Here is a 26,403-nt window from a genome sequence, read left to right on the forward strand (position 1 = left end):
CTTGTCTTCAACGAAGGATTCTTAGCCCGATAACGAAACGCCTCCGCAGGGGCAGCCTGCGGAGGCGTGGTCTTCGGTAGAGGGCGCGCTCGCCCAAGGGGTGTCGTGGACGCGCCGGTTCAGTGGCGAATGAGGTAGTCGAAGGCACCCAGGGCAGCCTTGGAGCCCTCGCCCATGGCAATGACGATCTGCTTGTAGGGCACGGTGGTGACGTCGCCGGCGGCAAAGATGCCGGGCACCGAGGTCATGCCGCGCTCGTCGATGACGATCTCGCCGCGCTGCGACAGCTCGATCGGCGAGTCGGTGAGCCATTCGGTGTTGGGCACCAGGCCGATCTGCACGAAGATGCCTTCCAGCTCGAGCCGCTTGATCTCGCCGCTGGCGCGCTCTTCATAGGTCAGGCCGTTGACCCGGGTACCGTCGCCGTTCACCTCGGTGGTGCGCGCGCCGAGGATGATCTCGACGTTGGGCAGGCTCTTCAGCTTTTTCTGCAGCACCGCGTCGGCACGCATCTCGTCCATGAACTCGATCAGGGTCACGTGGCCGACGATGCCAGCCAGGTCGATGGCCGCCTCGACGCCGGAGTTGCCACCGCCGATCACCGCCACGCGCTTGCCCTTGAACAGCGGGCCGTCGCAGTGGGGACAGTAGGCCACGCCCTTGTTGCGGTACTCGGCCTCGCCGGGCACGTTCATCTCGCGCCAGCGGGCGCCGGTGGAGAGAATCAGCGTCTTGCTCTTGAGGCGCGCGCCGGACTCGAACTCCACCTCGTGCTCACCGCCCTGGTCGGCGGCCGGAATCAGTTTCACCGCACGCTGCAGGTTCATGATGTCGGCCTCATACTCCTTGACGTGCTGCTCGAGCGCCGCGGCCAGCTTGGGGCCTTCGGTATAGGGCACGGAGATGAAGTTCTCGATGGCCATGGTGTCGAGCACCTGGCCGCCGAAGCGCTCAGCCGCCACACCGGTGCGGATGCCCTTGCGCGCGGCGTAGATGGCCGCCGCAGCGCCGGCCGGACCGCCGCCCACCACCAGCACGTCGAATGCCGGCTTGTCGTTGAGCTTGGCCGCCTCGCGCTGGGCCGCACCGGTGTCGACCTTGGCCAGGATCTGCTCCAGGCTCATGCGTCCCTGGTCAAAGGGCTCGCCGTTCAGGTAGATGCTCGGCACCGACATGATCTGGCGCTCTTCGACCTCGTCCTGGAACAGCGCGCCGTCGATGGCGACGTGGCGCACGCCCGGGTTGAAGATGGCCATCAGATTGAGCGCCTGCACCACGTCGGGGCAGTTTTGGCACGACAGCGAGTAGTAGGTCTCGAAGTGGAACTCACCTTCGAGCGCCTTGATCTGGGCGAGGGTGTCGTCGCTGACCTTGGGCGGATGGCCGCCCACCTGCAGCAGCGCCAGCACCAGCGAGGTGAACTCGTGGCCCATGGGAATGCCAGCGAACACCACGCCGGTCTCCTCGCCGGGACGGTTCAGGGCGAAGGAGGGCTTGCGCGCGTCCGTCCCGTCCAGGCGCAGGGTGATCTTGTCGCTCAGGGCGACGATGTCCTTCAGCAGCCCATGCAGCTCCTGGGATTTCGCGCCGTCATCGAGGGAAGCGACGATCTCGAACGGCTGCGTGACCTTCTGCAGGTAGGCTTTAAGCTGACTTTTCAGATTGTCGTCCAACATGACAGCGGTTTCCTTCATGTCTGGGCTGGAAAATGGCAAGACGATGCTCTCAGCGCTGACGTGGCGTCGGCGCAGGCATGGACTTGCACGTATCGGAAAATCGCCCGGGCAGCACATGCCCGGGCGGGAACGCGAGGCCAGCTCGTGGCCTCGCGATGACTCTACTTAGGGAACTGCTGATTCATGTCGCGAGCGAAGAGAGGTTGGCCACCGCCGGAGCACAGAAGCCGGAGCCTATGCGGTACTAGGTGAGGCTTTCGAGCACCGCCGGTGGTCAAGATATCGAGCGCAGCAATGAATCAGTGTTTCCTTAGATCTTGCCGACCAGATCCAGGGACGGCGCGAGAGTCTCTTCGCCTTCCTTCCACTTGGCCGGGCAGACTTCGTTCGGGTTGTTGCGAACGTACTGAGCGGCCTTCAGCTTACGCAGGGTCTCGGAGACGTCGCGGGCGATCGCGTTGTCGTGGATCTCCAGGGTCTTGATCACGCCTTCCGGGTCGATCACGAAGGTGCCGCGCAGGGCCAGGCCGGCTTCTTCGATGTGCACACCGAAGGCGCGGGTCAGCTGGTGAGTCGGGTCACCGACCAGCGGGAACTTGGCCTTGCCCACCGCCGGAGAAGTCTCGTGCCACACCTTGTGCGAGAAGTGAGTGTCGGTGGTAACGATATAGACCTCGGCACCGGCCTTCTTGAACTCCTCGTAGTGCTCGGCGGCGTCCTCGACCTCGGTCGGGCAGTTGAAGGTGAACGCGGCCGGCATGAAGATCACCACGGACCACTGGCCTTTCAGGTTCTCATTGGAAACTTCAACGAACTCTCCGTTGTGGAAAGCGGTGGCCTTGAACGGCTGGACTTCGGTGTTGATCAGGGACATTCAGTAATGCTCCATGTCATTGGTGGGTGATCCGAATACGGGGCATATCTTATCCATCGCAACCCATAGGCGAAAATTGATTGCCGCCATGGTTCCGATAAGACCAGTCTATGGTGGCACCGATGACTCATTGCAAGGCTACTGCCTCACCCTGTCGATCCAGCGCCAGGAAGCGCTGGGTATTGCCCATCTGTAACGACTCGACCATGCGCTGCAGGTGATGCTCGGCCTCGTCGCTGGTGGGAGCCTGCCGACCGCTGCCCGACAGCGCGCCGACGAAGACGATGTCCCATTCGATCCCGGTGCGCTGCGACTCCTCTACCAGCGAGGACATATCGCTGAGTTCCTCGGGGGCCTTGTCGACGCACAGCACCGGGGTCAACACGCCGCCCTCGCCCTGCTCGAAGCGCCGGCGCTGCTCCTCGGTGGGGTCATCCGGCAGCTCGGCACGGGTGAAGACGAACAGTAGCCGCTGCGGTTCGGGCTGGCGACGGGCCTCGGCGAGCAGATCGGCAAAATGCGTAATGGCCAAGACGGACCTCCAGAGGTTTGCAGCCCTCGACATAGGGCGAAATGTGCTGGCACCGGCCTGGCCGGCACACCGGATACGATAGCGCATCCACCCTTCCCTCGCCTGACCTGGGTCAGTGCCTCGTATCGTCGCGCGCCGGGAAGCGCGCCAGAACCTCACGCCGCTCGCCGTCCCGCTCCACCTCCAGCGGCAATAGGGTGCCGGGGGGCTGGCGCCGCACCAGCCGGGTAAGATCGGTAGGCTCCAGCAAACGCTCACCGGCGGCCCGCACGACGATATCGCCCTCCTCGAGCCCGGCCGCCTCCGCCACCGAACCCTCCACGACCAAACGCACCGCCACGCCCCTCTCGCCGGGCGCCAGGAAAACACCCAGCGTCATTGGCGGAAGAGCTGGCAGCGGCGACTCCGCGAGCGCAAATACCGCCCACGCCAGCCCATCGGACAGGGGCTCGCACTCGGCGTCCTCCACCGGCCAGGGCAGCAGGGTGGCATGATCGTCGATGCCCAGGTCATCGAGCTGGTGAGGCACGCCGTGGCCGAACTGAAGGTGCCCCTGGCCGATCAGGGCGACCACCAGCCCGCCCTCGGCCGCAGCCTCGGCAAGCCCGGCAGCCATGGCCCGGTCCCATACCAGTTGGGCGGCAATGAAGCGTTCGAGCCCCTCCTCGCCGTCGTCACCATCGGCATGATGGGCATGAATGTCGGTCAGGCGCTCACGATACTCGGGCAGGGCCTCGGCCGGGGCGGAGATACCGAAGCGCTCGGCCTCGGGAAGCGCCTCCCAGCCCTCCTCGACCAGCCGACCACGCAGCTCAGGGGTGACGTTGATGGCCTTGAGCGGCACGCGGTTGAGGCGCGCGAAATGCAGGATCGGCAGATAGAGTTCCGGATCGAAGCCCCAGGCGGCATACCAGTCGCTGGCGTCGAGAAACTCCGCCTCATCGAGCTCCCCCGCCACCCAGGCATCCAGCGCCGGCTGGGCCTCGCGCGGCAGCATCTCCAGGCCGATCGCCATCTCCGGGCGCAGCGCATGCAACCCGGCCAGCACATGCAGCTGCCAGCGATGGTGGTCCATGCTGTCGTGCTGCTCGCCGAGTAGCACGACGTCGCGCTCGGCCAGCTCGGCGAACAGCGCGACGCCATCCAGGCGCTCGCCTCCGGGCTGATACCACTGCCCCGGTGCGGGACAGGGTTCGGCTCGTGCCGGCCCCGCCGGAATAAAAGACAGGCAGGCCAGCAGCACCAGCATATAGGACGGGGCGAACGAACAGCGCATCGGCATCTCCTCTTCGGACTGCCCCATCATGACGCATCCGCCGGCGCCCGGCAGTATCAGGCCGCCTCCTCGCGTACTTTCTCTTCGTGCTCTTCCTCGTCGCCCCTCTCCTCGAAGTGGAACTCCAGTTGGGTCGGCTCCAGGCGCGGGTCGAGTTCGGTGAAGTGCGGCGTCTCCAAGGTCGGCACCGCCACGAAGGGCTCCTGCTCGACCTCTTCGACCGGCACGCCCGGGCGGCGGCGCAGACGCAGCGCCACGAACAATGCCAGCGTGAGCGAGGCTCCGCCGAGGAAGACCCACAGCCCGTCGGGCCCCAGCAGTTGCATGACCAGGGACGCCGAGAACGGGCCGATGATCGAGCCGATGCCATACCAGATCATCAGCTTGGCATTGGCGGCGACGATCTCGCCGGGCTCCAGCCAGTCATTGGTATGGGCCAGGCTAAGGGCATAGAGGGTATGCAGCATGGCGGTATGGAAGCAGGCCACCAGCACCAGCAGCCAGAAGTCGATACGCACCAGCATCGACACCAGCGCGCCCGATATCGTCATCACCACGGCCATGCCGAGGATCACCTTGCGCCGGTCGATACGATCGGAGAGCCGCCCGAGCCCCCACTGGGCGAACAGCGCAACCATGGTGGTAATCGCCATGAAGCGCGCCGTCTCGCCCGTGCTCAGGCCGATCTCCTGGCCATAGAAGGGCGTCATGGCGAAGAACGACTGCACCATCAGCCCGGCGGTGAAGGCACCGACCAGCCCTACCGGAGCACGCTTGAACAGTGCCTTGAGGCGGATCTTCTGCGGCTGGATGTCGTGGGTCTGGCGCGGGCCATGGATACGCACGATCGACAGCGGCACCAGCGCCAGGGCGAACAGCATGCCGACGAGGGAGAACAGCGCCGGACCGGCCGGGTCGGCCAGGTTGAGCATCCACTGCCCGCCGGCCAGCGACAGGGTCGAAAGAATCATGTAGATCGCCAGTACCCGGCCGCGGTTGTCGTTAGTCGACTCGCCCGAGACCCACGACTCCATCACCATCAGCATGCCGGCGGTGGCGATCCCGCCAAGCAGGCGCCAGGCCAGCCAGGCCCAGGGGTTGACCCACAGGCCGTGGAGCATGGCGGTCACCGCCAGGATCCCGGCACAGGCGGCGAACACCCGAATGTGGCCGACATGGCGGATGCGCTTCTCCAGCAGGTAGCTGCCCACCACGAAGCCGAGCGAGAAACTCGACATCAGCAGGCCCGCCATGTGCGAAGGGAAGCCCTCCATCGACATGCGCACCCCGAGCAGGGTCATGATCAAGCCATGCCCGAGCAGGAAGCTGATTTCGCAGACGAAGAGGATCGGAAGGGTAGCCGGTAGACTGCGCAAAAGGTCACTCCATTGACGTGGCCGAACGCGAATAACAAAAGACCGCCCCAGCATTCGCGAGGGTCGGCCTGGGTCAAGTGTAGGAAGGCCAGCGGTCATCCTGCCAGTGTGCCGCCGCATCGTCCTTCGCTGTCGGCATGAGACTCGAGGGGCTACGCTGGTAGTTCAAGCAGTACGCAAGGAGGCATTCCATGACACGACTCATGCTGCGCCATGTCTGTCTGTTGCTGGTTACCGGCTGGGCCACCACCGCCCTGGCTGCCGACCCGGCCACACCGGACGAGAGCGCCGCCGGCATGGACCCGGCCGAGATCACCGAAGCGCCCGACATCACGCCGGGTGGCGCCGGCACCACCAGCGGTATCACCGGCTCGGACATGCGCGAGGAGGACCAGGGCAGCGGTAGCGGCGAGACCCAGGGCGACGAGCTGTTCCAGACGCCGCCGGCCGCGTCGGATGCCGGCCCGGCCTACGAGACCCAGTCGCCCGAGCGCGAAGACGAAGACGAGCAGGCCCTGCCCGACGAACCGCTGGGCGCCCAGGATAGCGGGCGCCGCGAGGATGGTGAACCGCAGAGTAGCGCCGAGCATTCTCCGACTGACTCGGGAGAGTTACGAACCGAAACAATACGCGCCGCTCAATCCGAGCCGTAACCGCTAAGCTTTGCTGTATGACGCTTTGCTGTATGACATGGACCGGCCCGGAGCCGGCCACTATCGTGACCTTAACGCGACCAGTGACGACACCAACGACAAAGAGGGCGGAAGAATCAGGCAGGAGGCCTCATGACCCTACGGGTAACACGCAGACAATTCTTCAAGCTCGGCGCGGCAGGCATGGCAACGTCCAGCCTGGCCATGATGGGTTTCTCTCCGGAGCCCGCCGTCGCCTCCATTCGCCACTTCAAGCTGACCGGCGCCAAGATCACCCGCAGCAACTGCACCTACTGCTCGGTGGGTTGCGGCGTGCTGCTTTATAGCCGCGGCGACGCAGCGATCAACAACGTCGACGACATCTATCACGTCGAGGGCGACCCGGACCACCCGGTGAGCCGCGGTTCGCTGTGCCCAAGGGCGCCGGGCTGCTCGATTACATTCGCAGCGAATCCCGGCTGCGCTACCCCCAGGTGCGCGAGGCCGGCAGCGACGAGTGGAGACGGATCACCTGGGATGAAGCCTTCGAGCGCATCGCCCGGCACATGAAGGATGACCGCGACGCCAACTTCGTGGCCCAGAACGACGCTGGCGACACGGTCAACCGCTGGACCACGACGGGTATGCTGGCGGCTTCGGCCTCGACCAACGAGACGGCCTACTGCACCCACAAGATCGCCCGCAGCCTCGGCATGGTGGTGTTCGACAACCAGGCGCGCGTCTGACACGGACCGACGGTGGCAGGTCTTGCCCCAACATTCGGTCGCGGTGCCATGACCAATCACTGGGTCGACATTCGCAATGCCGACCTGATCATCGCCATGGGCGGCAACCCCGCCGAAGCACACCCGGTGGGCTTCCGCTGGGTGATGGAGGCGCGTGAGCACAACGACGCCCGGCTGGTGGTGGTCGATCCGCGCTTCAATCGCACGGCCGCGGTGGCCGACTACTATGCCGAGATCCGTACCGGTACCGATATCGCCTTCCTCGGCGGCCTGATCCACTACCTGATCGAGAGTGGCCGCTTCCAGCGCGACTACGTACTCGCCTATACCGATGCCAGCCTGGTCGTGCGCGAGGATTTCGGCTTCGAGGACGGCCTCTTCACCGGCTACGACGCCGACAACGGCGAGTACGAGATGGACACCTGGCAGTACGAGTACGACGAGGATGGCCACGCCCTGCGCGACCCGACCCTCGAGCACCCGCGCTGCGTGTTTCAGCTGATGCGTCAGCACTACAGCCGCTACACCATCGACGTGGTCTCGTCGGTTTGCGGCACCCCGCGCGAGAAAATCCAGCGCGTGTGGGACATGGCCGCGGAGACGGCCGCCCCCGACCGGACCATGACCTTCCTCTATGCGTTGGGCTGGACGCAGCATTCGATCGGCTCGCAGATCATCCGTACCGCCGCCATCGTCCAGCTGCTGCTGGGCAACATGGGCATGCGCGGCGGCGGGGTCAACGCCCTGCGCGGCCACTCCAACATCCAGGGCCTGACCGACCTGGGTCTGCTCTCCGATCTGTTGCCGGGCTATCTGTCGCTGCCCAGCGAGGACGAACAGGACTATGAGGAGTACATCCTCGAACGCGCCCGGCCACCTCTGGTGGCGGAGGAAGTGTCCTACTGGCGCCACTACGAGCGTTTCCACGTCAGCCTGATGAAGGCGTGGTACGGCGACGCCGCCACCGCAGCCAACGACTGGTGCTACGACTGGCTGCCGAAGCTGGGCGAGGACCTCTACGACATTCTGCATACCTTCGAGCGCATGCATCATGGCGAGGTCAACGGCTACCTGTGCCAGGGCTTCAACCCGCTGGCCGCCTTCCCGCACAAGGCCAAGATCACTGCGGCACTGTCGCGGCTCAGGTTCCTGGTGGTGATCGACCCATTGCGCACCGAAACGGCCGAGTTCTGGAAGAATCACGGCGAATACAACGACGTCGACCCGGCCACCATCGACACCGAGGTGTTCCGCCTGCCCACCACCGCCTTCGCCGAAGAGGACGGCACCATCGTCAACAGCTCGCGCTGGCTGCAATGGTTCTGGCGCGCGGCCCCGCCGCCGGGCGAGGCACTACCCGACACGGCGATACTGGCCGGCATCTTCCTACGCCTGCAGCGGCTCTATATGGAAGAGGGCGGCGCCTTCCCCGATCCCATCCTCAACCTGCACTGGCCCTACCGCCGGCCCGAGGAGCCGAGCCCCGAGGAACTGGCACGGGAGTACAACGGCTGGGCGCTGGAGGACGTCTTCGACGAAGATCGCAACCTGGTGGTGCGCGCCGGCGAACAGATCGAGGACTTCGGCTTCCTGCGCGCCGACGGCTCCACCGCCTGCGGCTGCTGGATCTTCGCCGGCTGCTGGACCGAGGCCGGCAACCAGATGATCCGCCGCGACAACTCCGACCCCTACGGCACCGGGCAGACCCTGGGTTGGGCCTGGTCGTGGCCGGCAAACCGCCGCATCCTCTACAACCGCGCCAGCGCTCGCCCCGACGGCACGCCCTGGGCGGCCAACAAGGCGGTGGTGTGGTGGAACGGCCAGCGCTGGGTCGGCAACGACGTGCCCGACTTCCCGGTCGAGTCCGCCCCCGGCGGAAACCAGGGACCATTCATCATGAACCAGACCGGACGCGGACAGTTGTTCGCCCGCGACCGCATGAAGGAAGGGCCCTTCCCGGAGCACTACGAACCGTTCGAGACGCCGATCGCCGACAACCCGCTGCACCCGGACAATCCGCTGGCCAAGCACAACCCAGGAGCCCGGGTGTTCGAACAGGACCGTGAGAACTTCGGCACCTTCGAGGAGTTCCCCCACGCTGCGACCAGCTATCGCCTGACCGAACACTTCCATTACTGGACGATGCACAACCGGCTCAACGCCATCGCCCAACCGGAGAAATTCGTCGAGATCGGCGAGGCTCTGGCCGAGGAGCTGGGCATCGCCAAGGGCGACCGGGTACGCGTCAGCTCCAAACGCGGCCACATCGACGCCGTGGCGGTAGTGACCAAGCGCATCCGCCCGCTGCAAGTGGCCGGCCAGACCATCCACCAGGTCGGCATTCCGCTGCACTGGGGCTACCTCGGCGAGACCAAGAAGTCGCACCTGACCAACACCCTGACGCCGTCGGTCGGCGATGCCAACACCCAGACACCGGAATACAAGTCGTTCCTGGTGCGCGTCGACAAGCTATAGGGCCAGGGCAAGGACCAAGGAGGCGAACACGATGCGAGGAGAACAGATCAATCTGCAGAACGTCATCGCCCGCTCGGCAAGCCAGGTGCCCTCGCCCCAGGAGCGTACCGGCGGTGTCGACCGCGTGACCAAGCTGATCGACGTGTCGCGCTGCATCGGCTGCAAGGCGTGCCAGGTCGCCTGCGCCGAATGGAACGACTTGCGCGACGAAGTCGGCAACAACGTGGGCGAATACGACAACCCGCTCGACCTCTCGCCCAACACCTGGCAGGTGATGCGCTTCGACGAGTACGAAAACGAACAGGGCAACCTGGAATGGCTCATCCGCAAGGACAACTGCATGCACTGCGCCGAGCCGGGCTGCCTCGAGGCCTGCCCCGCGCCCGGCGCCATCGTGCAGTACGCCAACGGTATCGTCGACTTCAACTCCGAGCACTGTATCGGTTGCGGCTACTGTGTCACTGGCTGCCCCTTCGACGTACCGCGGATCTCGGAAGTGGACGGCAAGTCGTACAAGTGCACGCTGTGCTCCGACCGGGTGTTCCACGGTCTGGAGCCGGCCTGCGTGAAGTCGTGCCCGACCGGCTCGATCATGTTCGGCACCCGCGACGACATGCTCGACCTGGCCGAGACCCGCACCGACTTCCTCAAGAGCCGCGGCTACGACAACGCCGGCGTCTACAATCCCGAGGGGGTTGACGGCACCCACGTGATCTACGTGCTGCAGCACGCCGACAAGCCGCAGATCTACAGCGACCTGCCGGAAGACCCGAGCATCAGCCCAATGGTCAGCGCCTGGAAGGGCGTGACCAAGCCGCTGGCCTCGGCGGCGATCGGGCTGGCCGCGCTGACCGGCTTCCTCCACTACGTCACCGCCGGGCCCAAGGAGTACGGCGAGGAGGACGAGCAGGCGGTGCGTGACGACGAGGCCCGACAGAGAGCGCGGGAAAGCGGGGAAGCGCAGGACAACAGGGAGGAACGCCCATGAGCCTGGCCAAATCCGATCCCTACCTGCGCCGCTACAGCCTCGGCGAGCGGCTCAACCACTGGCTCGTGGCCATCAGCTTCGTGCTGCTGGTACTCAGCGGGCTGCCGTTCTTCCATCCCTTCTTCTGGTCGCTGACGGGGCTGTTCGGCGGGCCGACCATGACCCGCATCCTGCACCCCTGGATCGGCCTGTTCATGGTGCTGATGTTCGCCATCATGGCGGTGCGCTTCTTCAAGGAGAGCCTGCTCCGCCGCCACGACATCCAGTGGCTCAAGCAGATCGACGACGTACTCGCCAACCGCGACGAGAAGCTGCCGCCGGTGGGCAAGAACAACGCCGGCCAGAAACTGGTGTACTGGATCATGCTGGGCTGCATCGTTCTGCTGCTGGCGACCGGCGTGCTGATCTGGCAGCCGCTGGTCGGCGAGGCGATGCCGATCACCCTGCGCCGGCTGGCCTCGATGGGTCACGCCTACCTCGCCTTGCTGGCGATCATTACCCTGATCATCCACATCTATTCGGGGATATGGGTCAGGGGTTCGTTCCAGGCCATGGTGCGGGGCAGGGTCAGCAAGGCCTGGGCCAGGCACCATCACGACCTGTGGTACGAGGAGGAGATGGAGAAAGAGCGCAGGCACCGCGAGATCAGCCGTCGTCATGACCACAGCGGACAGGAGGCGCCGTGAACCACGCCTACGGCAATGCCCCCACCGGGATCATGTACCCACCCGAGGTCCGCTTGCCCGGGGAGGACCACTTCGCCCGGCGCGCCCGGCGCCTGCAGCAACTCGCCGAGCGACACGAACCGCTGGGGAGTTCCTCGGCTTCATGGCCCTGCTGGCGCATGCCCAGCAGGCCGCGCTGGAACGGGCCTCGCCGAGCTGGCAGCCCGAACCGGCGGCCTTCGACCTGGCGCTCGAGCATGGCATGCCGCCACTCAACGTCCAGGCGTTGCAGGGCGACATCGATATTCAAGGCGAACTCGAGGCCTTGCTCGATGCGCTGGAGCTGCACGTCGGTGAGGCCCAGCGGCCGCTGCTCGCTGCCCTGCGCACGCGGTCTGAACAGTCGCTCAGGCAACTGGCCGGTCAGGTATTGGCCGGCGAGTCCGGCGAAGCGCCCACTCGCGGCCTGATGCCGTTGGTGGCCGCCGCCCTGCAGGTGGCCTGGCTGCGCCTGGCACACCGGCTGCCGCAGGCCCCGGCCCGCCCCAGCGCCGAGGTTCGTACACTATGCCCCTGCTGCGGCTCGCCACCGGTGGCCAGCCTGATCGAGACCGAGGCCAGCTGCAGCGGGGTGCGCTACCTGCAGTGCGGCCTGTGCGCGACCCAGTGGTACCTGGAGCGCTCCATCTGCAGCGTGTGCGAGCAGAGCGGCAAACTCGACTACCTGAGCCTGACACCGCACGCGGACGAGGAAGACGACAACGCCACCGTGGCCCAGGCCGAGGCCTGTGGCGACTGCGGCAGCTACCTCAAGATCTTTCCCCGCGCGCTGGATGCCGACGTCGAACCGCTGGCCGACGACCTGGCCAGCCTGGCGCTGGACCTGCTGCTCGGCGAGGAGGGGCGCTACCGGCGCAGCGGCTTCAATCCACTGCTGATCGCCGAGGGCTGAGCGTCCGGGTTGGACGTCTCCCGGTCCGACATGCTATGCCATAGGAACGCCCGATCCCGCTTTGGCCTAGGAGCGACCGCTCCCGCTTTGGTATGGGAACGACCGATCTCGGCATGGACTTGAAGACGACAATGGACGTTCGACGCAGCCTGCCCGCGGTGGATACACTGCTGGCCCACCCCGCCGTGGCCGCCGCCCGCACCCGGCATGGTCACCGCCTCGTGCGGCGCGCGGTACGCCAGACCCTGGACGAAGCCCGCCAGCGGCTCGCCGCCGAGCCCACCGCACCCGGTAGTAACGACAGCGAAACCCTAGCCGATGCCGCCCTCGAACGGCTCGCCGAGCTGGCACGCCCGGCTTCCTGCGCGGTGTTCAACCTCACCGGCACCGTGATCCACACCAACCTGGGCCGCTCGCCGCTCGCCGAAGCGGCCATCCAGGCCATGAGCGAAGCGGCACGCCATCCCGTAGCGCTGGAGTACGACCTTGAGAATGGCGGTCGCGGCGACCGCGATCGTCTGGTCGAGGAACTGCTGTGCGAGCTGACCGGCGCCGAGGGAGCCACCGTGGTCAACAACAACGCCGCCGCCGTGCTGCTGGCCCTGGGCGCTCTGGGAGCCGGCCGCGAGGCGCTGATCTCACGCGGCGAGCTGATCGAGATCGGCGGCGCCTTCCGCATGCCAGACATCATGCAGGCGGCGGGCTGCCAGCTGCGCGAGGTCGGCGCCACCAACCGCACCCACCCACGCGACTTCGAGAACGCCATCGGCGAACACACCGGCCTGATCGTCAAGGCGCACACCTCCAACTACGCCATTACCGGCTTCACCGCGAGCGTGCCGGAAGCCAGGCTGGCCGAGATCGCCCACGCTCATGGCATTCCCTTCCTGGTCGACCTGGGCAGCGGCGCGCTGGCCGACTTCGCCGCCCTCGGCTTGCCCTACGAAGCTCAGCCGAAAGATGCCATCGCCGCCGGCGCCGACGTGGTCACCTTCAGCGGCGACAAGCTGCTCGGCGGCCCCCAGGCCGGCATCATCGTCGGCCGCCGCACGGCCATCCAGACGATCAAGCGCCACCCGCTCAAGCGTGCCCTACGCCTGGACAAGCTCACCCTGGCGGCGCTGGAGGCCACCCTGCGCCTCTATCGCGACAGCGACGCCCCCGAGCGCGACATCCCCACCCTGGCGCTGCTGACTCGCGCCGAGGCGGAGATCGCCGCCACCGGCGAGCGCCTGCTGGCCCATGCGAGCGACCTGCTCAGCGACTTCGAGGTGACGCTCGCGCCCTGCGCCAGCCAGCTGGGCAGTGGCTCGCTGCCGGTGGACCGGCTGCCCAGCCGGGCCCTGGCCTGGCGCTCCCGGGCCAGGCAGCGACGCCAGCGCGAGCGCGACCTACGCCGCCTGGAGAGCGCCCTGCGCCGGCTGCCGCGCCCGGTCATCGGACGCATCGGCGACGCCACGCTGACTCTCGACCTGCGCTGCCTGGCCACGGCGGCCGACGAGGCGGCCTTCCTCGAGCAACTCGAACGCTTGCCCGGCCTCTATGCCGCCACCCACAGACAGGCCCACGGAGATTCGCCGTGATCGTCGGTACCGCAGGCCACGTCGACCACGGCAAGACCGCCCTGATCCACCGGCTCACCGGTATCGACACAGACCGGCTGAAGGAGGAGAAGGCCCGCGGCCTGACCATCGAACCCGGCTTCGCCTATCCCGAGGTGGGTAACAGCATCGAACTCGGCTTCGTCGACGTACCCGGCCACGTGCGCTTCCTGCATCACATGGTGGCGGGCAGCGCCGGGGTCGATACGGTGCTGCTGGTGGTGGCTGCCGACGACGGCGTGATGCCGCAGACCATCGAGCATCTGCAGATTCTCACCCTGCTGGGACTCGGTCGCGGCATGGTCGCACTGACCAAGGTCGACCGGGTCGACGCCGCGCGCCGCCGCCAGGTGCGCGAGCAGATCGCCGCCCTGCTGGCCGGCACGCCGCTGGATGGCGCGCCGCTCCTGGAGGTCTCGAGCCGCACCGGCGAAGGCGTGGAGGCCCTGCGCGACCGCCTCTGGACCCTCGCTGCCAGCCAGCACGCTGCCCCGTCCAGGGCCGTTTCCGCCTCGCCGTCGACCGCGTCTTCACCAAGAGCGGCGCCGGGGTGGTGGTGACCGGCACGGCCTTCGCCGGACGGGTACACGGAGGAGATACGGTGCGCCTGGAGCCTTCCGGCATTAGCGCGCGGGTACGCAGCCTGCGCCGTCAGCATCGCGACAGTAACCACGCTCGCCAGGGCGACCGCGTGGCGCTCAACCTGGCCGGTGCCGACGTCAGCCGCGAGGTCGTGCAGCGTGGCGACTGGGTCGTGGCCAAGGCCCTGGAAACGCCGCTTTCCAAGCGCTTCGACGTCGACCTCCAGCTGCTCGACACCGCCCACCCGCTCAAGCACTGGTCGCCGGTGCAGGTGCACCTCGGCGTGGGCCGCTACAACGGTCGTGTCGCGCTGCTCGAGGGCCAGCGTCTCGCCCCCGGTGAGCGCATGCTGGGCCAGCTGATACTGGATGAGCCGGCGCACGCCTGCCTGGGCGACCGCTGCGTGGTTCGTGACCCTGCGGCAGGAATCACTCTGGGCGGTGGCACGGTGCTGGAAGGCGACCCGCCGCGGCGCGGCCAGCGCCGCCCCGAACGGCTGGCCTGGCTCGGCGCGCTGGCCGAGTGCGCCGCCGACGCACCGCTAGAGCTGACTCCGGCGCTGAGGGAGGGACTGCATGGTCGCCCCGGCGGCATCGACCTGCACGCCCTGGCGCGCAACGCCAACGTCGAGGTGACGGCACTGGTCGAGGCCGTGTCGGCGCTGGGCGGTGAAACACTGGAGAGCCGAGGACAAAGTCGCGCCTTCTCGGCCGAGGCCATCAAGGCACTGGAGGCCCGGCTGCTCGACACCGTCGCCGCCAATCACGAACGCGAACCCTCGATGCTCGGCACCGAGCGCGCCCGACTGATCCGCCAGGCCATGCCCGAGCTGCCCGAAGCAACGGGCCGGCAACTGCTGGAGCGCCTGATCGCGGGCGGCAAACTGGAGGCCCACGGCCCCTTCGTCGCCCTGCCCGGCCACCATGCCAGCCTCGGCGAGGAGGACGAAGCGCTATGGGCGCGGCTCGAACCGCTCATCGCCATGGCGCGCTTCCAGCCGCCGCGAGTACGCGACCTCGCCGCGGGCGAGGGCTTCGAAAGCCAGAATCTCGACGAGGCGCGCATTCGTGAAGTGCTCACCGCCTGCGCCCGTCTTGGCCGGCTCTACCAGGTCCGTCGCGACCACTTCTATCCGGCCGCCACAGTGGCCGAGATGGCCGCCATCGTGCAGTCGCTCGAGCGCGAGCACGGCCGGATCCGCGCGGCCGCCTTTCGCGACCGCATCGGCACCGGCCGCAAGCTGGCCATTCACATACTCGAATTCTTTGATAAGGTAGGCTACACGCGTCGCATCGGAGACGAGCGCGTGATACGCAACGCCGAGATGTGGCCGTAGGGCAACGGCCCTATCACGGCCCCTGTCACAAGGCACCGCTCAAGGAAGAGGATCGACCCCCGGTGGGGCGGCCAGACTTCAAATCTGGCAGGGGCTGCCAGCGGTCCCTGGTGGGTTCGACTCCCACGCTCTTCCGCCAGCCCTCATGGTGAGGCACTCTCTGCCTCTCTACTCTGCCCTTCCCTATCCCGACTACCTCAGAGCGCAAAAAATATCCGGGCGAAAAACCCGCCGCTGCGGGCGGGTTCAATGGAGCCAAAGAAATGGAGTGTCAGGAGACCGCTTGAAGCTGGCGCTCGGCGAGTGCTTTGGATTCGCGGTACTCCCAAGCCTCAGCGGCCATGGTCCAGTGCACCTCAAGCCCCTCTTCCTCAATGGCTTCGCGGACTTCAGCCAGCGGCACTTTGAAGAATTCCTTGCGGGGATTGATTCGATTGACCTGGTGTTCAGCGAACTGGCGATGCAGTTCGCGTTCAAGGGTCGGGGCGTCCTCAGAATAAATCATGGCATGTACGTCGAAGGAGAACGGCACGCTGGCATCACCCAGCTCCCGCACGCGGTCGATTGGCTCCAGGCGGCGGGTCATGCCGATCTTGAATACGTTTTCGCCGAACGAGCCGATGTTGGAGATGATATAGACATGGCCGCGCTTGGTCTGTTGCGCCATGGAAAGGGCCCGCTGGCCACGTGACTCGGCCTCTTCCAATTGCTGCTCGAGTTCGGAAAGTCTTGCCTGGAACTGGGCGCGCTCCTCTTCGTTGGCGCTCTCCAACTGCTTGCGAGCCTCTGCCATGGCCTTGGCCAGCATGCGCTCCTCCTTCTCGGCCTGCTTGAGCGCTTTTTCGATATCGCGTCGAGCCTTCTCCTCTTCGCGCATCTGCTCGCGGATCTCGCGCTGCTCTTCCTGCTCGATCCGCCTCAGCTCCATGGCGGCCACTGCCCACCTCAGCTCCTCCAGGCGGGCCTGTAGGTAGAGGTCTGTGATGCGGGCATTCTTGAATGGCTTGCCGTTGTGGTTCACCACGGCGAAGGCGTCGAGAATCGCTTGACGAAGCTTGCCGTAGTTGTCGTGCTTGACCTTGGAGAGGGTGGAGTCGACCTTGCCATTGAAGGCGTCGACGGCGAAGTGAATAGCGTACTCGCGGCGTACCGCTTCCTTATAGTCGCAGTCACCGGCTCGGCCGTTCTTGGCCATGTCTCGGCTGTGCTTCCGTGCCTGCTTGAGCTTCTCGCCGGCATCTTTGTGGGAGAAGTCCTCGGCCAGGTCATCGAGCAAGCTAGCATTGGGCACGATGTAGTCATCATGGTAGCCCTCGATGATGTTGCGCATGGCCTTGGCGGTCTGCTCGTAGAGCTTGGCGTCCTCCACGGCCTTCAGCGCGTTGCCGGCGGTCTCCTCCGCCTGTCGGCGCGCATCATCGATGATCTGGCGTGCCTGCTCATCGGCCCGCGCGATCACAGCCTCGGCCCTCTCCCGGGCCTCCTTGCCCTGGGCACGCCCATCGCTGAGGATGCGCTGCCTCTCCTGTTCGGCTTCCTGACGCATTCGCTCGGCTGCCTGCTGGGCCTGCAACTCGATATCGGAGGCTTGCCGTCGGGTCTGGCGGGCAGCTTCCTCGGCCTGGCTGACTAGCTGTCGAGCCTGTTCGCTGGCATCGTGGATTTTCTCGTATTGCCATAGGTGCTCGACCGACTTGCGTATGTGGTCGATTTCCTTGTCCTTCTGCTTGGCCTTGTGCCGGTAGAGCAGAGCCAGTACCCAGCCGGACAGGATCAGACCGAGCATCACCAGCAGGATGATTGCGCCTTCAGACATAGCATTCCCCTGTTGTTCCCTTACGTTATTGAACGGTTAGATTGCCATAGCCAGCCTCTATGTGATGTAGGAGATTGCTTACAAAAAAACCCGCCTCGATGGGCGGGTTAATTCTTTCCGAAGACGCTCAGTCTGAGCTGGACTGGCCTCCGGCTTCTTCACTCTCTGCAACATCCAGGGGAAGCGTATACGGCAGAACCAAGCCTGCAAAGCCGATGTTGTTCACGATGGTATCCAACGTAGGCCTCATGCAGCCATACAGCAGGCTAACGGCAAAGGTGCGCTCCAGAGGCTCTTTTATATCGTAGGGTTCCACACCCTCCTCGAAGGCATAGCCGCCTATCGCTTCGATGTTCATCGCCTCTTCTACCTCGCCGTCGTTGCGCCTGTTGAGGATAAGCTTGATCGAAACGGCGAAGTCGCACCCTTCGGGCACTTCGGCGTCAAAGCTGATATGGAATTTCAGCTCCATTTCATAAGGCACGCCGGGACCAACGGTTAAGCCTGTGGCTGAAATATTTTCGAAGCGGTACTGCTTCAGGTTGAACGTTGCCTTGCTCATTGCAGCAATACCTTTGGCTGGGTAGGTGCTTTGCGAGTGGTCAGCGCCATTGCCCCCATGTACTCATCGTCAATCCGGACCACTCTATGCTCATGAGTATGACGGTGAAGCACCTCGAAGCCTTGAGGGCAATCATCCAACCACTTCTCAAGCACTTGCGTGACGGTTACGTTAAGGGACTTGCCGGCACGACTCGCTGCCATAGCCAAGCGCTTGTGAATGTCCGGTCCCACGCGCACATTGAAGGTGCCACTGAAGGGCTTGTCAGGAGCTACGCCCTCTTCTTCGCAGAAGGCGAGGTATTCGTCGACTTCCTGTTCGAAAGCTTCTCGAAGGCCCTCTGGGGTCCGCGCCTCGAAGGTGACGAGGTCAACAATGTGCAGTATTTTGCCATGCAGAACATTGTCTTCCAGCGAGACCTCGATTGAACCTTGATAACCTTTATATTCCAATACGTTAGCTTTCATATCTTGCCATGCTCCTCAAGCGCGGTGAGAACTTTCTCAATCACATACGCCTTCAGGGTATTCTCGGGATGAGGCTCGTGAAGACTGATCTTTTGCTTCTTGTCATCGATGAACTTTCGCCCTGAGCCACGCTTGGCTTTCTTCAGGCTATAGCCAAGGCTGTTGAGCAGGGCAACCAGCTCATCCCAAGTGTAATTCTTGGGACGCTCCTTAAGCCGATCCAGCCGCTTGTTACCCATGGAGCCCCCGTGGTCGACTGCCTTGCCGGGAGTGCAACTGTATTCTAGTTGCATCTCTCTGTATAGGTACGCTGGTCACGTTTCTCAAGAGTCAACCCCTATAGTTTTGTTGTGGCACAACATGTAGGAAAAGATCTTCTACATCTAGTGCATCAGTACGCTGTGACCAAGAAACCTTGCCGATCACGCGCACCTGTTCGGGCCAAACGGGGTCGAGGTCCTCATCAGGAAAACTGGTCACGAACCGGGTTCGCGCTACGAATGCACACGCTGACGAACTGGGCCTGGGCGACCGCCTCTGGCCGGAGCCCTTCAACGATGACGCTGTGGACCAGCAGGGCTCGACCATGGGCGTCAAACGTTCATTCTTGTGACTCTTCATCCGGGCCTCTCGGAGGTTGGTCTGGTTGGCACCTCCAATTGTCCGGATATGTTCCGGATGAACAACCTACCTAGAGATCATATCTAACCCGTGATCACCACCCGCGTGCCGATCCTTAGCCAAGGGTCGAGCGCGCGGATCTCCTCGTTGCTGACCGCCACGCAGCCTTCGGTCCAGTCGAAGTTGCGATGCACGTCGGGGTCGCCGCGGCCCAGGCCGTGGATGCCGATCAGCCCGCCCAGCGAGGTGGTGTGCGGCGCCCGGCCATGACGTCGCCGATACTCCTCGATGTACCAGTACTCTTGAAGGTTGATCTTGCCGCTGCGCAGCGCTTCCTCGGCGACCTGGGCGTTGGATAGTCGAAGCCGAAGAACAGGTCGAAGCGCGAGGCGCGATTGATGCGATCGACGCGGAATTCGCCCAGCGGTGTCATCGAGCTGCCCTTGGCGCGCAGCGGCGCGGCGCCGCCGGCACCGAAGGCGAGGTGCTCGATGCGCTTGATCTCGGTCTCGCCGCGCAGCACCCGAACCTGGCGGCTGCGCAGGTCGATGCTGAGCCAGACTTCGTCGGCCGTCAGCCCTTCGGGCATGACCGTCGCATCCAGCACCTGCCACAGCGTCGGCTGGCCGGCCAGCATGCCGTCGAGTTCATGGGAAGAATCGGGAATATTGGCCTGCGCCGCCGGCACAAGCGCGAAAAAGCCTGCCGTCAAGGCGGCAGCCTGGAAGAATGCCCTGTTCATGAGCCCCTGCCCCGTGCGTAATGGAGTTATTGTCGACTCGAGTCGATCGAATTATCGGACCGGCCATGGCCCGCGCCATGACGACATGACGCGACTCCCTTCGTAGGGACGTCGTCACATGGGGCAGGGAATAAGGAGAGAGCCGCACTCCTCGGTACAGGCCTGTAACCGGGCTCTGATGGCCCGTCGGTCAGGCCGCCGGCCGAACCATGAGACGCATGAGCCGAATATACCATAGGCAGGCTAAGGCAAAAGAGGGGGCTCACCTCCTTTCGTTGAACTATCGTAGGGTATGAGGCAGCGCAGGGCGCGCTGATCAGGCGCTCGCCGGGCGAGCTTCCGCCTGGTCCTGCGCCAGCAGCGCGACGGCCTCCCTGGCCAGCGGCGAGAGCTGACTGCCGTCCTGCTGAAGATATTCGACGATCTGGCGCTTCATGCTGCGTGCCCAGAACTTCTTCAGGTGATTATGCACGCGCTCGACCGTGGCATCGCCGTAGTGAGCGTTGTTGGCGGCGATCTGGTTCGCCATGTGGATCAGGGAATCGAGCTGGCTGCGGCTCATGGCGAAATCAACCTCCGCTGGCTTGAACGGCCGGCACGCTTCCGCTTGCCGGCTGATGATAGATGACGTGGCGCCCCGTGCGGGCGAAACCGACCAGCATCAGGCCCGCCTGACGCGCCTGCTCGATGGCGAGCGAGGTGGGCGCCGATACCGCGACCAGGCAGCCGATACCGGCGGCGGCGCATTTCTGCACCATCTCGTAGCTGGCACGGCTGGAGACCAAAGCAAAGCCGTCCGCCACCGCAAGACGGCGCCTCATCATGACGCCGATCAGCTTGTCCAGGGCGTTGTGGCGGCCAACGTCCTCGCGGGCTAGCTGCACCTGTCCGCCGAGATCGCACCAGGCGGCACCGTGGGTGGCTCCGGTTTCGCGCTGAAGCGGCTGGTGCCACTTCAGCGCCTCCAGCGCCTGCTGAATGGCGCCGTCGTCAACGGCAGGGGCCGCCACCCGGCCAATCGGACGAATCGCCTGCTCCAGCGACTCGGTACCGCACAGCCCGCAGCCGGTACGCCCGGCCAGGCTGCGACGACGCTGCTTCAGCTCCATGAAGCGCTGGGTGGCGATCTCCAGGTGCACACTGACGCCGGCGGCCTCCTCGCGCACCTCGATACCGTAGAGTTCATCCGGCGTTTGCAGAATGCCCTCGGTAAGGCTGAAGCCGAGGGCAAAGTCCTCGAGGTCGGCCGGCGTGGCCATCATTACGGCATGGGAAATACCGTTGTAGACCAGCGCCACCGCCGTCTCCACCGCGATGCTGTCCTCCAGCCGCTCGGCGCTGCCGGTCCGGCGCACGTCCACCGGAACCCGGCAGCGGCTGTGGTCGTCACTCATTCACGCGCTCCGCTGAGAGCCTGGCCCGCTTCGTCCTTGTCCCCTCCGCGCAGCAGCTCGAGCTGCAGCCGGTCGAAGGTCTGGAACTGGCGCTGCCAGGCGGACGGCTGGCTGACCTTCTCGACCTGCACGGCGGTCACCTTGTATTCCGGACAGTTGGTCGCCCAGTCTGAGCTGTCGGTGGTGATCACGTTGGCCCCGCTGCCCGGATGGTGGAAGGTAGTGTAGACCACCCCCGGCGGCATGCGGTCGCTGATCCGCGCACGCAGCACCGTCTGGCCGGCACGGCTGGTGATGCCGACCCAGTCGCCGTCACGCACGCCACGCAGCTCGGCATCGGAAGGATGCAGCTCGAGCACGTCCTCGTCGTGCCAGGCCTGGTTGTGGGTACGCCGGGTCTGGGCGCCAACGTTGTACTGGGAGAGGATGCGCCCGGTGGTCAACAGCAGCGGGAAGCGGCGGTTGCTGAGCTCATCGCTCTCCACGTAGTCGGTGATGGCGAACTGACCGAGGCCGATGGGGAAGTCCTCGATGTGCATGGTCGGGGTGCCCTTGGGGTGGACCTCGTTGCACGGCCACTGGATGCTGCCCAGCTCGTCGAGCCGCGCGTAGCTGACCCCGGCGAAGCTCGGCGTAAGGCCGGCGATCTCGTCCATGATCTGCGACGGATGGTCGTAGTGCATGGGATAGCCCAGCGCATTGGCCAGATCCACCGTCACTTCCCAATCCTGCTTGCCGGCCAACGGCGGCATCACCTTGCGCACGCGGTTGATGCGCCGCTCAGCGTTGGTGAAGGTGCCGTCCTTCTCCAGGAAGGAGGAGCCCGGCAGCAGCACGTGAGCGAACTTGGCCGTCTCGTTGAGGAAGATGTCCTGCACGATCAGGCACTCCAGCGAGCGCAGCGCCTCCTCCACATGTTGGGTGTTGGGGTCGGATTGGGCGATGTCCTCGCCCTGCACGTAGAGCGCCTTGAAGTCGCCGGCCACGGCAGCGTCGAACATGTTGGGGATGCGCAGGCCCGGCTCATCGTCGATGGGCACGCCCCAGGCCGCCTCGAAGCGCTCGCGCACGGCGGGGTCGCCGACGTGCTGGTAACCCGGCAGCTCGTGGGGGAAGGAACCCATGTCGCAGGAGCCCTGAACGTTGTTCTGCCCACGCAGCGGGTTGACGCCCACCCCTTCGCGGCCGATGTTGCCGGTGGCCATGGCCAGGTTGGCGATACCCATCACCATGCTCGAGCCCTGGCTGTGTTCGGTGACGCCAAGACCGTAGTAGATCGCGCCGTTGGGCGCCTGGGCATAGGTACGCGCGGCACGGCGTACCTGCTCGGCGGACACGCCGGTGATGGCCTCGACGTTCTCCGGCGCATGGCGCGGATCGAGAATGAACTCACGCCAGGCCTGATAGCCCGCCGCGTCGCAGCGCTTGGCGATGAACTCGCGATCCTCGAGTCCTTCGCTGATCACCACGTGGGCCAGGGCATTGATCATCGCCACGTTGGTGCCGGGGCGCAGGGCAAGGTGCTGGGCGCCGCGATGGTGCGGCGTCTTGAGCAGGTCGATACGGCGCGGGTCGACGACGATCAGCTCGGCGCCCTGGCGCAGGCGACGACGCATCTGCGAGGCGAACACCGGGTGGGCGTCGGTGGGGTTGGCGCCGATGACCACGATCACGTCGGCCTGCATCACCGAATCGAAGGTCTGGGTGCCAGCGGATTCGCCCAGCGTCGTCTTGAGGCCGTAGCCGGTGGGCGAGTGACAAACCCGCGCACAGGTGTCGGTGTTGTTGTTGTGGAAGGCCGCACGCACCAGCTTCTGCACCAGGTAGGTTTCCTCGTTGGTGCAGCGCGACGAGGTGATGCCGCCGATGCTCTCGCGACCGTACTTGGCCTGGATCGCCTTGAGCCGCTCGGCGGCAAAGGCAATCGCCTCCTCCCAACTCACCTCGCGCCACGGCTGGTCGATCGACTCACGGATCATCGGTGTCTTGAGCCGGTCCGGATGGGTGGCGTAGCCGAAGGCGAAGCGGCCCTTGACGCAGGAGTGGCCGTGGTTGGCGTCGCCGCCCTTGTACGGCACCATGCGCACCACCCGGTCGCCCTGCATCTCGGCCTTGAACGAGCAGCCCACGCCGCAGTAGGCGCAGGTGGTTACCACGCTGTGCTCCGGCTGCCCCTGCTCGATCACCGCCTTCTCCATCAGCGTCGAGGTCGGGCAGGCCTGCACGCAGGCGCCGCAGGAGACGCACTCGGAATCCATGAACGCCTCGCTCTGTCCGGCGGAGACCTTGGACTCGAAGCCACGCCCCTCGATGGTCAGGGCAAAGGTGCCCTGCACCTCCTCACAGGCGCGCACACAGCGTGAGCAGACGATGCACTTGCTGGGGTCGAAGCTGAAGTAGGGGTTGGAGTCGTCGGTTTCGGCGTCCAGGTGATTCTCGCCGTCGAAACCGTAGCGCACCTCGCGCAGGCCCACCGCACCGGCCATGTCCTGCAGCTCGCAGTCGCCGTTGGCCGGGCAGGTCAGGCAGTCCAGCGGGTGGTCGGAGATGTAAAGCTCCATCACGTTGCGCCGCAGCTTGGCCAGCCGCGCATTCTGGGTGGTGACTTTCATCCCGGCCTCGACCGGCGTGGTGCAGGAGGCAGGCAGGCCGCGCTTGCCCTCGATCTGCACCGCGCACAGACGGCAGGAGCCGAACGCCTCGAGGTTGTCCGAGGCACACAGCTTGGGAATGTTGATGTCGGCCAGGGCCGCGGCGCGCAGCACCGAGGTGCCCTCGGGCACCGTGATCTCGACGCCGTCGATCTCGAGGCTGACGAGCGTCTCGGAGAGCCGCGCCGGGGTGCCGTAGTCGCGCTCCGGCAAAAGGTGCTGGGGAACGGACGTCTGCTTGGGATCGTAATAGTGCAACATGTCTGGCCTCCTCCCGCTCAATGCGGCTGCGCGTCGCGCTGCAGATCGTCGGGAAAGTGTTTCATCACGCTCTGCACGGGAAAGGGCGTCATGCCGCCCATGGCGCAGAGCGAGCCGTCCACCATGGTCTCGCACAGGTCGGCGAGCAGGGCGAGATTGGCCTCGCGGTTATCGCCCGCGCGGATGCGGTCGATCACCTCGACCCCACGCACCGAGCCGATGCGACAGGGCGTGCACTTGCCACAGGACTCCACCGTGCAGAACTCCATGGCGAAGCGCGCCTGCTCGGCCATGTCCACCGTATCGTCGAACATCACCACGCCGCCGTGACCGAGCACCGCGCCGACCTCGGCGAAGGCTTCGTAGTCGAGCGGCAGATCCCACTGGCTTTCCGGCAGATAGGCACCCAGCGGGCCGCCCACCTGCACCGCACGCAGTGGCCGTCCGGTAAAAGTACCGCCGCCGAACTCCTCCATCAGCTGGCGCAGGGTGGTGCCGAAGGCCAGCTCCACCAGCCCGCCGCGCTTGACGTTACCGGCCAGCTGTAGTGCCAAGGTGCCTCGCGAACGGCCCATGCCGTAGTCGGCGTAGGCTTGTCCGCCGTCGCCGAGAATGAAGGGCACCGCCGCCAGCGACAGCACGTTGTTGACCACGGTGGGCTGGCCGAACAGGCCTTCGATGGCCGGCAGCGGCGGCTTGAAGCGCACCATGCCGCGCTTGCCTTCGAGACTCTCGAGCAGCGAGGTCTCCTCGCCGCAGATGTAGGCACCGGCACCCAGGCGCACCTCGAGGTGGAACGCCTGGCCGCTGCCGAGGATGTCGCTACCGAGATAGCCGGCGGCCTCGGCGCGGGCGATGGCCTCGTTGAAGATCTCCTGGGCCAGGGGATACTCCGAACGCAGGTAGACGTAGCCCTGGGTAGCGCCCACGGCAAGGCCGGCAATGGCCATGCCTTCGATCAGCAGATAGGGGTCGCACTCCATCACCAGGCGGTCGGCGAAGGTACCGGAGTCTCCCTCGTCGGCGTTGCAGACGATGTACTTCTGCGCGGCGGGGGCATCGAGCACGGTCTGCCACTTGATGCCGGTGGGAAACGCCGCCCCGCCGCGGCCGCGCAGGCCGGAAGCCTTGACCTCGTCAACGATGGCCTGGGAATCGAGGCCAAGTGCCCGGCGCAGGCCGCGGAAGCCGTCGTGGGCACAATAGTCCTCCAGCGACAGCGGGTCGGTGACGCCGATGCGCGAAAAGGTCAGGCGCTGCTGGGCCTGCAGATAGGGAATTTCCTCGGTCGGCCCCTGGCTGAGGGGCGACATGACACTGCCCTCGAGCAAGCCGGCATCGAACAGGCCGGCCACGTCCTCGGGTGCCACCGGCCCGTAGGCGACGCGCCCGGCAGCGGTCTCGACCTCGACCAACGGCTCCAGCCAGAACAGCCCGCGCGAGCCGTTGCGCACCAGCTCGACCTCGACGCCACGGGCCTCGGCCTCGGCCACGATGCGCTCGGCGACCTCGTCGGCGCCCTGCGCCAGCGCGGTGGTTTCGCGGGGGACAAAAAGTCTCGTGGTCATCAGCTCACCTTCAGCACTTGGGTGGTCAGCTCGTCGACCAGCCGATCGAAACGCTCGGGGGTGACCCGGGCGAGAATGCGGTCATCGACGCGCAGCGACGGACCACACGCGCAGTTGCCCAGGCAGTAGACCGGCTCCAGGGTGATCTCACGGTCGGCGGAGGTCTGGTGGTAGTCGATGCCGAGCGTTTCCCGCGCATGCATCTCCAGCGCACGGGAGCCCCGCGCCTGGCATGCCTCCGCACGGCAGATCTGCACCACATGGCGCCCCGGAGGGCTGGTACGGAAGTGGTGATAGAAGCTGATCACACCGTGCACTTCGGCACGGGTCAGCTGCAGCGATTCGGCAATGAGCGGCACCGCCTCGCGGGGAATATGGCCGAAACGATCCTGGATCGCGTGCAGGATCGGCAGCAGAGCACCGGGCCTGTGCTTGTGGGCGTCGATCTGTTCCTGCAGCAACGCCGGTGTCCACTGGGGAAAAGCGTTAATGGGCATGGTCTGGCCTCGCAACGAACCTGCGGCGGCACTTCGATCGGCTGCGCCAGTTCGTCATTGCTAGTTATGAATTATTTTGCATATATTGAAACAATCACTGATGCGGAATACAG

25 protein-coding genes, 1 tRNA gene and 1 pseudogene are annotated in these 26,403 nt (G+C 65.5%); 11 read left to right on the plus strand and 16 right to left on the minus strand.

From position 1 onward, the window contains the following. Positions 1-119 precede the first annotated feature (119 nt). The 5 genes from ahpF to EKK97_RS22735 form a co-directional block, all read right to left on the minus strand. The gene (ahpF, locus tag EKK97_RS22715) at positions 120-1,676 is read right to left on the minus strand and encodes an alkyl hydroperoxide reductase subunit F (RefSeq protein ID WP_159555430.1); all 1,557 of its coding nucleotides are present in this window, start codon (positions 1,674-1,676) and stop codon (positions 120-122) included. A 310-nt stretch (positions 1,677-1,986) separates the two neighbouring features. Then, positions 1,987-2,550 (minus strand): alkyl hydroperoxide reductase subunit C, encoded by a 564-nt coding sequence (gene ahpC / locus EKK97_RS22720; RefSeq protein ID WP_159555432.1) that lies wholly within the window; start codon positions 2,548-2,550, stop codon positions 1,987-1,989. A 127-nt stretch (positions 2,551-2,677) separates the two neighbouring features. Beyond that, positions 2,678-3,082, minus strand: a complete 405-nt coding sequence (locus tag EKK97_RS22725; protein WP_159555434.1) for a ribonucleotide reductase subunit alpha — start codon at positions 3,080-3,082, stop codon at positions 2,678-2,680. Between the two features lie 112 nt (positions 3,083-3,194). Then, positions 3,195-4,388, minus strand: a complete 1,194-nt coding sequence (locus EKK97_RS22730; RefSeq protein WP_234287093.1) for a ChaN family lipoprotein — start codon at positions 4,386-4,388, stop codon at positions 3,195-3,197. Positions 4,389-4,414: 26 nt separating this feature from the next. Continuing rightward, complete coding sequence (locus tag EKK97_RS22735; RefSeq protein ID WP_159555436.1) at positions 4,415-5,734, minus strand: MFS transporter; 1,320 nt, start codon at positions 5,732-5,734, stop codon at positions 4,415-4,417. A 191-nt stretch (positions 5,735-5,925) separates the two neighbouring features. On the opposite strand from EKK97_RS22735, the gene EKK97_RS22740 reads away from it, so the two are divergent. The 11 genes and pseudogenes from EKK97_RS22740 (at position 5,926) to EKK97_RS22775 (ending at position 15,850) form a co-directional block, all read left to right on the plus strand. Next, complete coding sequence (locus tag EKK97_RS22740; RefSeq protein ID WP_236551323.1) at positions 5,926-6,387, plus strand: hypothetical protein; 462 nt, start codon at positions 5,926-5,928, stop codon at positions 6,385-6,387. 207 nt (positions 6,388-6,594) lie between these two features. Further along, a pseudogene (locus tag EKK97_RS26295) lies at positions 6,595-6,747 on the plus strand (hypothetical protein); the annotation flags it as partial. A gap of 50 nt (positions 6,748-6,797) precedes the next feature. Then, entirely contained in the window at positions 6,798-7,112 is a 315-nt protein-coding gene (locus EKK97_RS26300; protein WP_479688634.1) for a molybdopterin-dependent oxidoreductase, read from the plus strand. A gap of 12 nt (positions 7,113-7,124) precedes the next feature. Beyond that, positions 7,125-9,587 (plus strand): formate dehydrogenase-N subunit alpha, encoded by a 2,463-nt coding sequence (gene fdnG / locus EKK97_RS22745; RefSeq protein WP_201296969.1) that lies wholly within the window; start codon positions 7,125-7,127, stop codon positions 9,585-9,587. A gap of 31 nt (positions 9,588-9,618) precedes the next feature. Further along, positions 9,619-10,575 (plus strand): formate dehydrogenase subunit beta, encoded by a 957-nt coding sequence (gene fdxH / locus EKK97_RS22750; protein WP_159555438.1) that lies wholly within the window; start codon positions 9,619-9,621, stop codon positions 10,573-10,575. After that, positions 10,572-11,261 carry a formate dehydrogenase subunit gamma gene (locus EKK97_RS22755; protein WP_159555440.1) on the plus strand — a complete coding sequence of 230 codons (690 nt, stop codon included), beginning with the start codon at positions 10,572-10,574 and terminating at the stop codon, positions 11,259-11,261. The genes fdxH and EKK97_RS22755 overlap by 4 nt, the downstream gene beginning before the upstream one ends. Before the next feature lie 142 nt (positions 11,262-11,403). After that, on the plus strand, positions 11,404-12,192 hold the full coding sequence (gene fdhE, locus EKK97_RS22760; protein WP_236551324.1) for a formate dehydrogenase accessory protein FdhE: 789 nt from the start codon (positions 11,404-11,406) through the stop codon (positions 12,190-12,192). 131 nt (positions 12,193-12,323) lie between these two features. Next, complete coding sequence (gene selA / locus EKK97_RS22765) at positions 12,324-13,775, plus strand: L-seryl-tRNA(Sec) selenium transferase (protein WP_159555442.1); 1,452 nt, start codon at positions 12,324-12,326, stop codon at positions 13,773-13,775. After that, positions 13,772-14,353 carry a GTP-binding protein gene (locus EKK97_RS25210; protein ID WP_236551325.1) on the plus strand — a complete coding sequence of 194 codons (582 nt, stop codon included), beginning with the start codon at positions 13,772-13,774 and terminating at the stop codon, positions 14,351-14,353. Before selA ends, EKK97_RS25210 begins: the two co-directional genes overlap by 4 nt. A 41-nt stretch (positions 14,354-14,394) precedes the next feature. Continuing rightward, the gene (locus EKK97_RS22770) at positions 14,395-15,711 is read left to right on the plus strand and encodes a SelB domain-containing protein (protein ID WP_236551326.1); all 1,317 of its coding nucleotides are present in this window, start codon (positions 14,395-14,397) and stop codon (positions 15,709-15,711) included. A gap of 43 nt (positions 15,712-15,754) precedes the next feature. Continuing rightward, positions 15,755-15,850: transfer RNA gene (locus tag EKK97_RS22775), tRNA-Sec, on the plus strand. A 132-nt stretch (positions 15,851-15,982) separates the two neighbouring features. Here EKK97_RS22775 and EKK97_RS22780 read toward each other — a convergent pair. From EKK97_RS22780 to EKK97_RS22825, 11 genes are all read right to left on the minus strand, one after another. Continuing rightward, positions 15,983-17,527 (minus strand): SNIPE associated domain-containing protein, encoded by a 1,545-nt coding sequence (locus EKK97_RS22780; protein ID WP_159555444.1) that lies wholly within the window; start codon positions 17,525-17,527, stop codon positions 15,983-15,985. A 127-nt stretch (positions 17,528-17,654) separates the two neighbouring features. Beyond that, complete coding sequence (locus EKK97_RS22785) at positions 17,655-18,089, minus strand: hypothetical protein (RefSeq protein ID WP_159555446.1); 435 nt, start codon at positions 18,087-18,089, stop codon at positions 17,655-17,657. Beyond that, positions 18,086-18,556 (minus strand): type II toxin-antitoxin system HicB family antitoxin, encoded by a 471-nt coding sequence (locus EKK97_RS22790; protein WP_159555448.1) that lies wholly within the window; start codon positions 18,554-18,556, stop codon positions 18,086-18,088. Before EKK97_RS22790 ends, EKK97_RS22785 begins: the two co-directional genes overlap by 4 nt. Next, positions 18,553-18,795, minus strand: a complete 243-nt coding sequence (locus EKK97_RS22795) for a type II toxin-antitoxin system HicA family toxin (protein ID WP_159555450.1) — start codon at positions 18,793-18,795, stop codon at positions 18,553-18,555. Before EKK97_RS22795 ends, EKK97_RS22790 begins: the two co-directional genes overlap by 4 nt. Positions 18,796-19,260: 465 nt before the next feature. Next, on the minus strand, positions 19,261-19,506 hold the full coding sequence (locus tag EKK97_RS25215; protein ID WP_236551474.1) for a L,D-transpeptidase: 246 nt from the start codon (positions 19,504-19,506) through the stop codon (positions 19,261-19,263). Next, complete coding sequence (locus EKK97_RS25220) at positions 19,407-19,919, minus strand: hypothetical protein (RefSeq protein ID WP_236551476.1); 513 nt, start codon at positions 19,917-19,919, stop codon at positions 19,407-19,409. The genes EKK97_RS25215 and EKK97_RS25220 overlap by 100 nt, the downstream gene beginning before the upstream one ends. 316 nt (positions 19,920-20,235) lie before the next feature. Then, positions 20,236-20,481, minus strand: coding sequence for a formate dehydrogenase subunit delta (locus tag EKK97_RS22805; RefSeq protein ID WP_159555454.1), 246 nt, complete (start codon positions 20,479-20,481; stop codon positions 20,236-20,238). Between the two features lie 7 nt (positions 20,482-20,488). Then, complete coding sequence (gene fdhD, locus EKK97_RS22810; RefSeq protein WP_159555456.1) at positions 20,489-21,313, minus strand: formate dehydrogenase accessory sulfurtransferase FdhD; 825 nt, start codon at positions 21,311-21,313, stop codon at positions 20,489-20,491. Beyond that, positions 21,310-24,225, minus strand: a complete 2,916-nt coding sequence (gene fdhF, locus EKK97_RS22815; RefSeq protein WP_159555458.1) for a formate dehydrogenase subunit alpha — start codon at positions 24,223-24,225, stop codon at positions 21,310-21,312. The genes fdhD and fdhF overlap by 4 nt, the downstream gene beginning before the upstream one ends. 17 nt (positions 24,226-24,242) lie before the next feature. Next, positions 24,243-25,793 (minus strand): formate dehydrogenase beta subunit, encoded by a 1,551-nt coding sequence (locus tag EKK97_RS22820; protein ID WP_159555460.1) that lies wholly within the window; start codon positions 25,791-25,793, stop codon positions 24,243-24,245. Beyond that, positions 25,793-26,290 carry a formate dehydrogenase subunit gamma gene (locus EKK97_RS22825; RefSeq protein ID WP_159555462.1) on the minus strand — a complete coding sequence of 166 codons (498 nt, stop codon included), beginning with the start codon at positions 26,288-26,290 and terminating at the stop codon, positions 25,793-25,795. The genes EKK97_RS22820 and EKK97_RS22825 overlap by 1 nt, the downstream gene beginning before the upstream one ends. Positions 26,291-26,403: the final 113 nt, after the last annotated feature.

It is taken from the genome of Billgrantia tianxiuensis, from assembly GCF_009834345.1.
Classification (GTDB): Bacteria; Pseudomonadota; Gammaproteobacteria; order Pseudomonadales; family Halomonadaceae; genus Halomonas; species Halomonas tianxiuensis.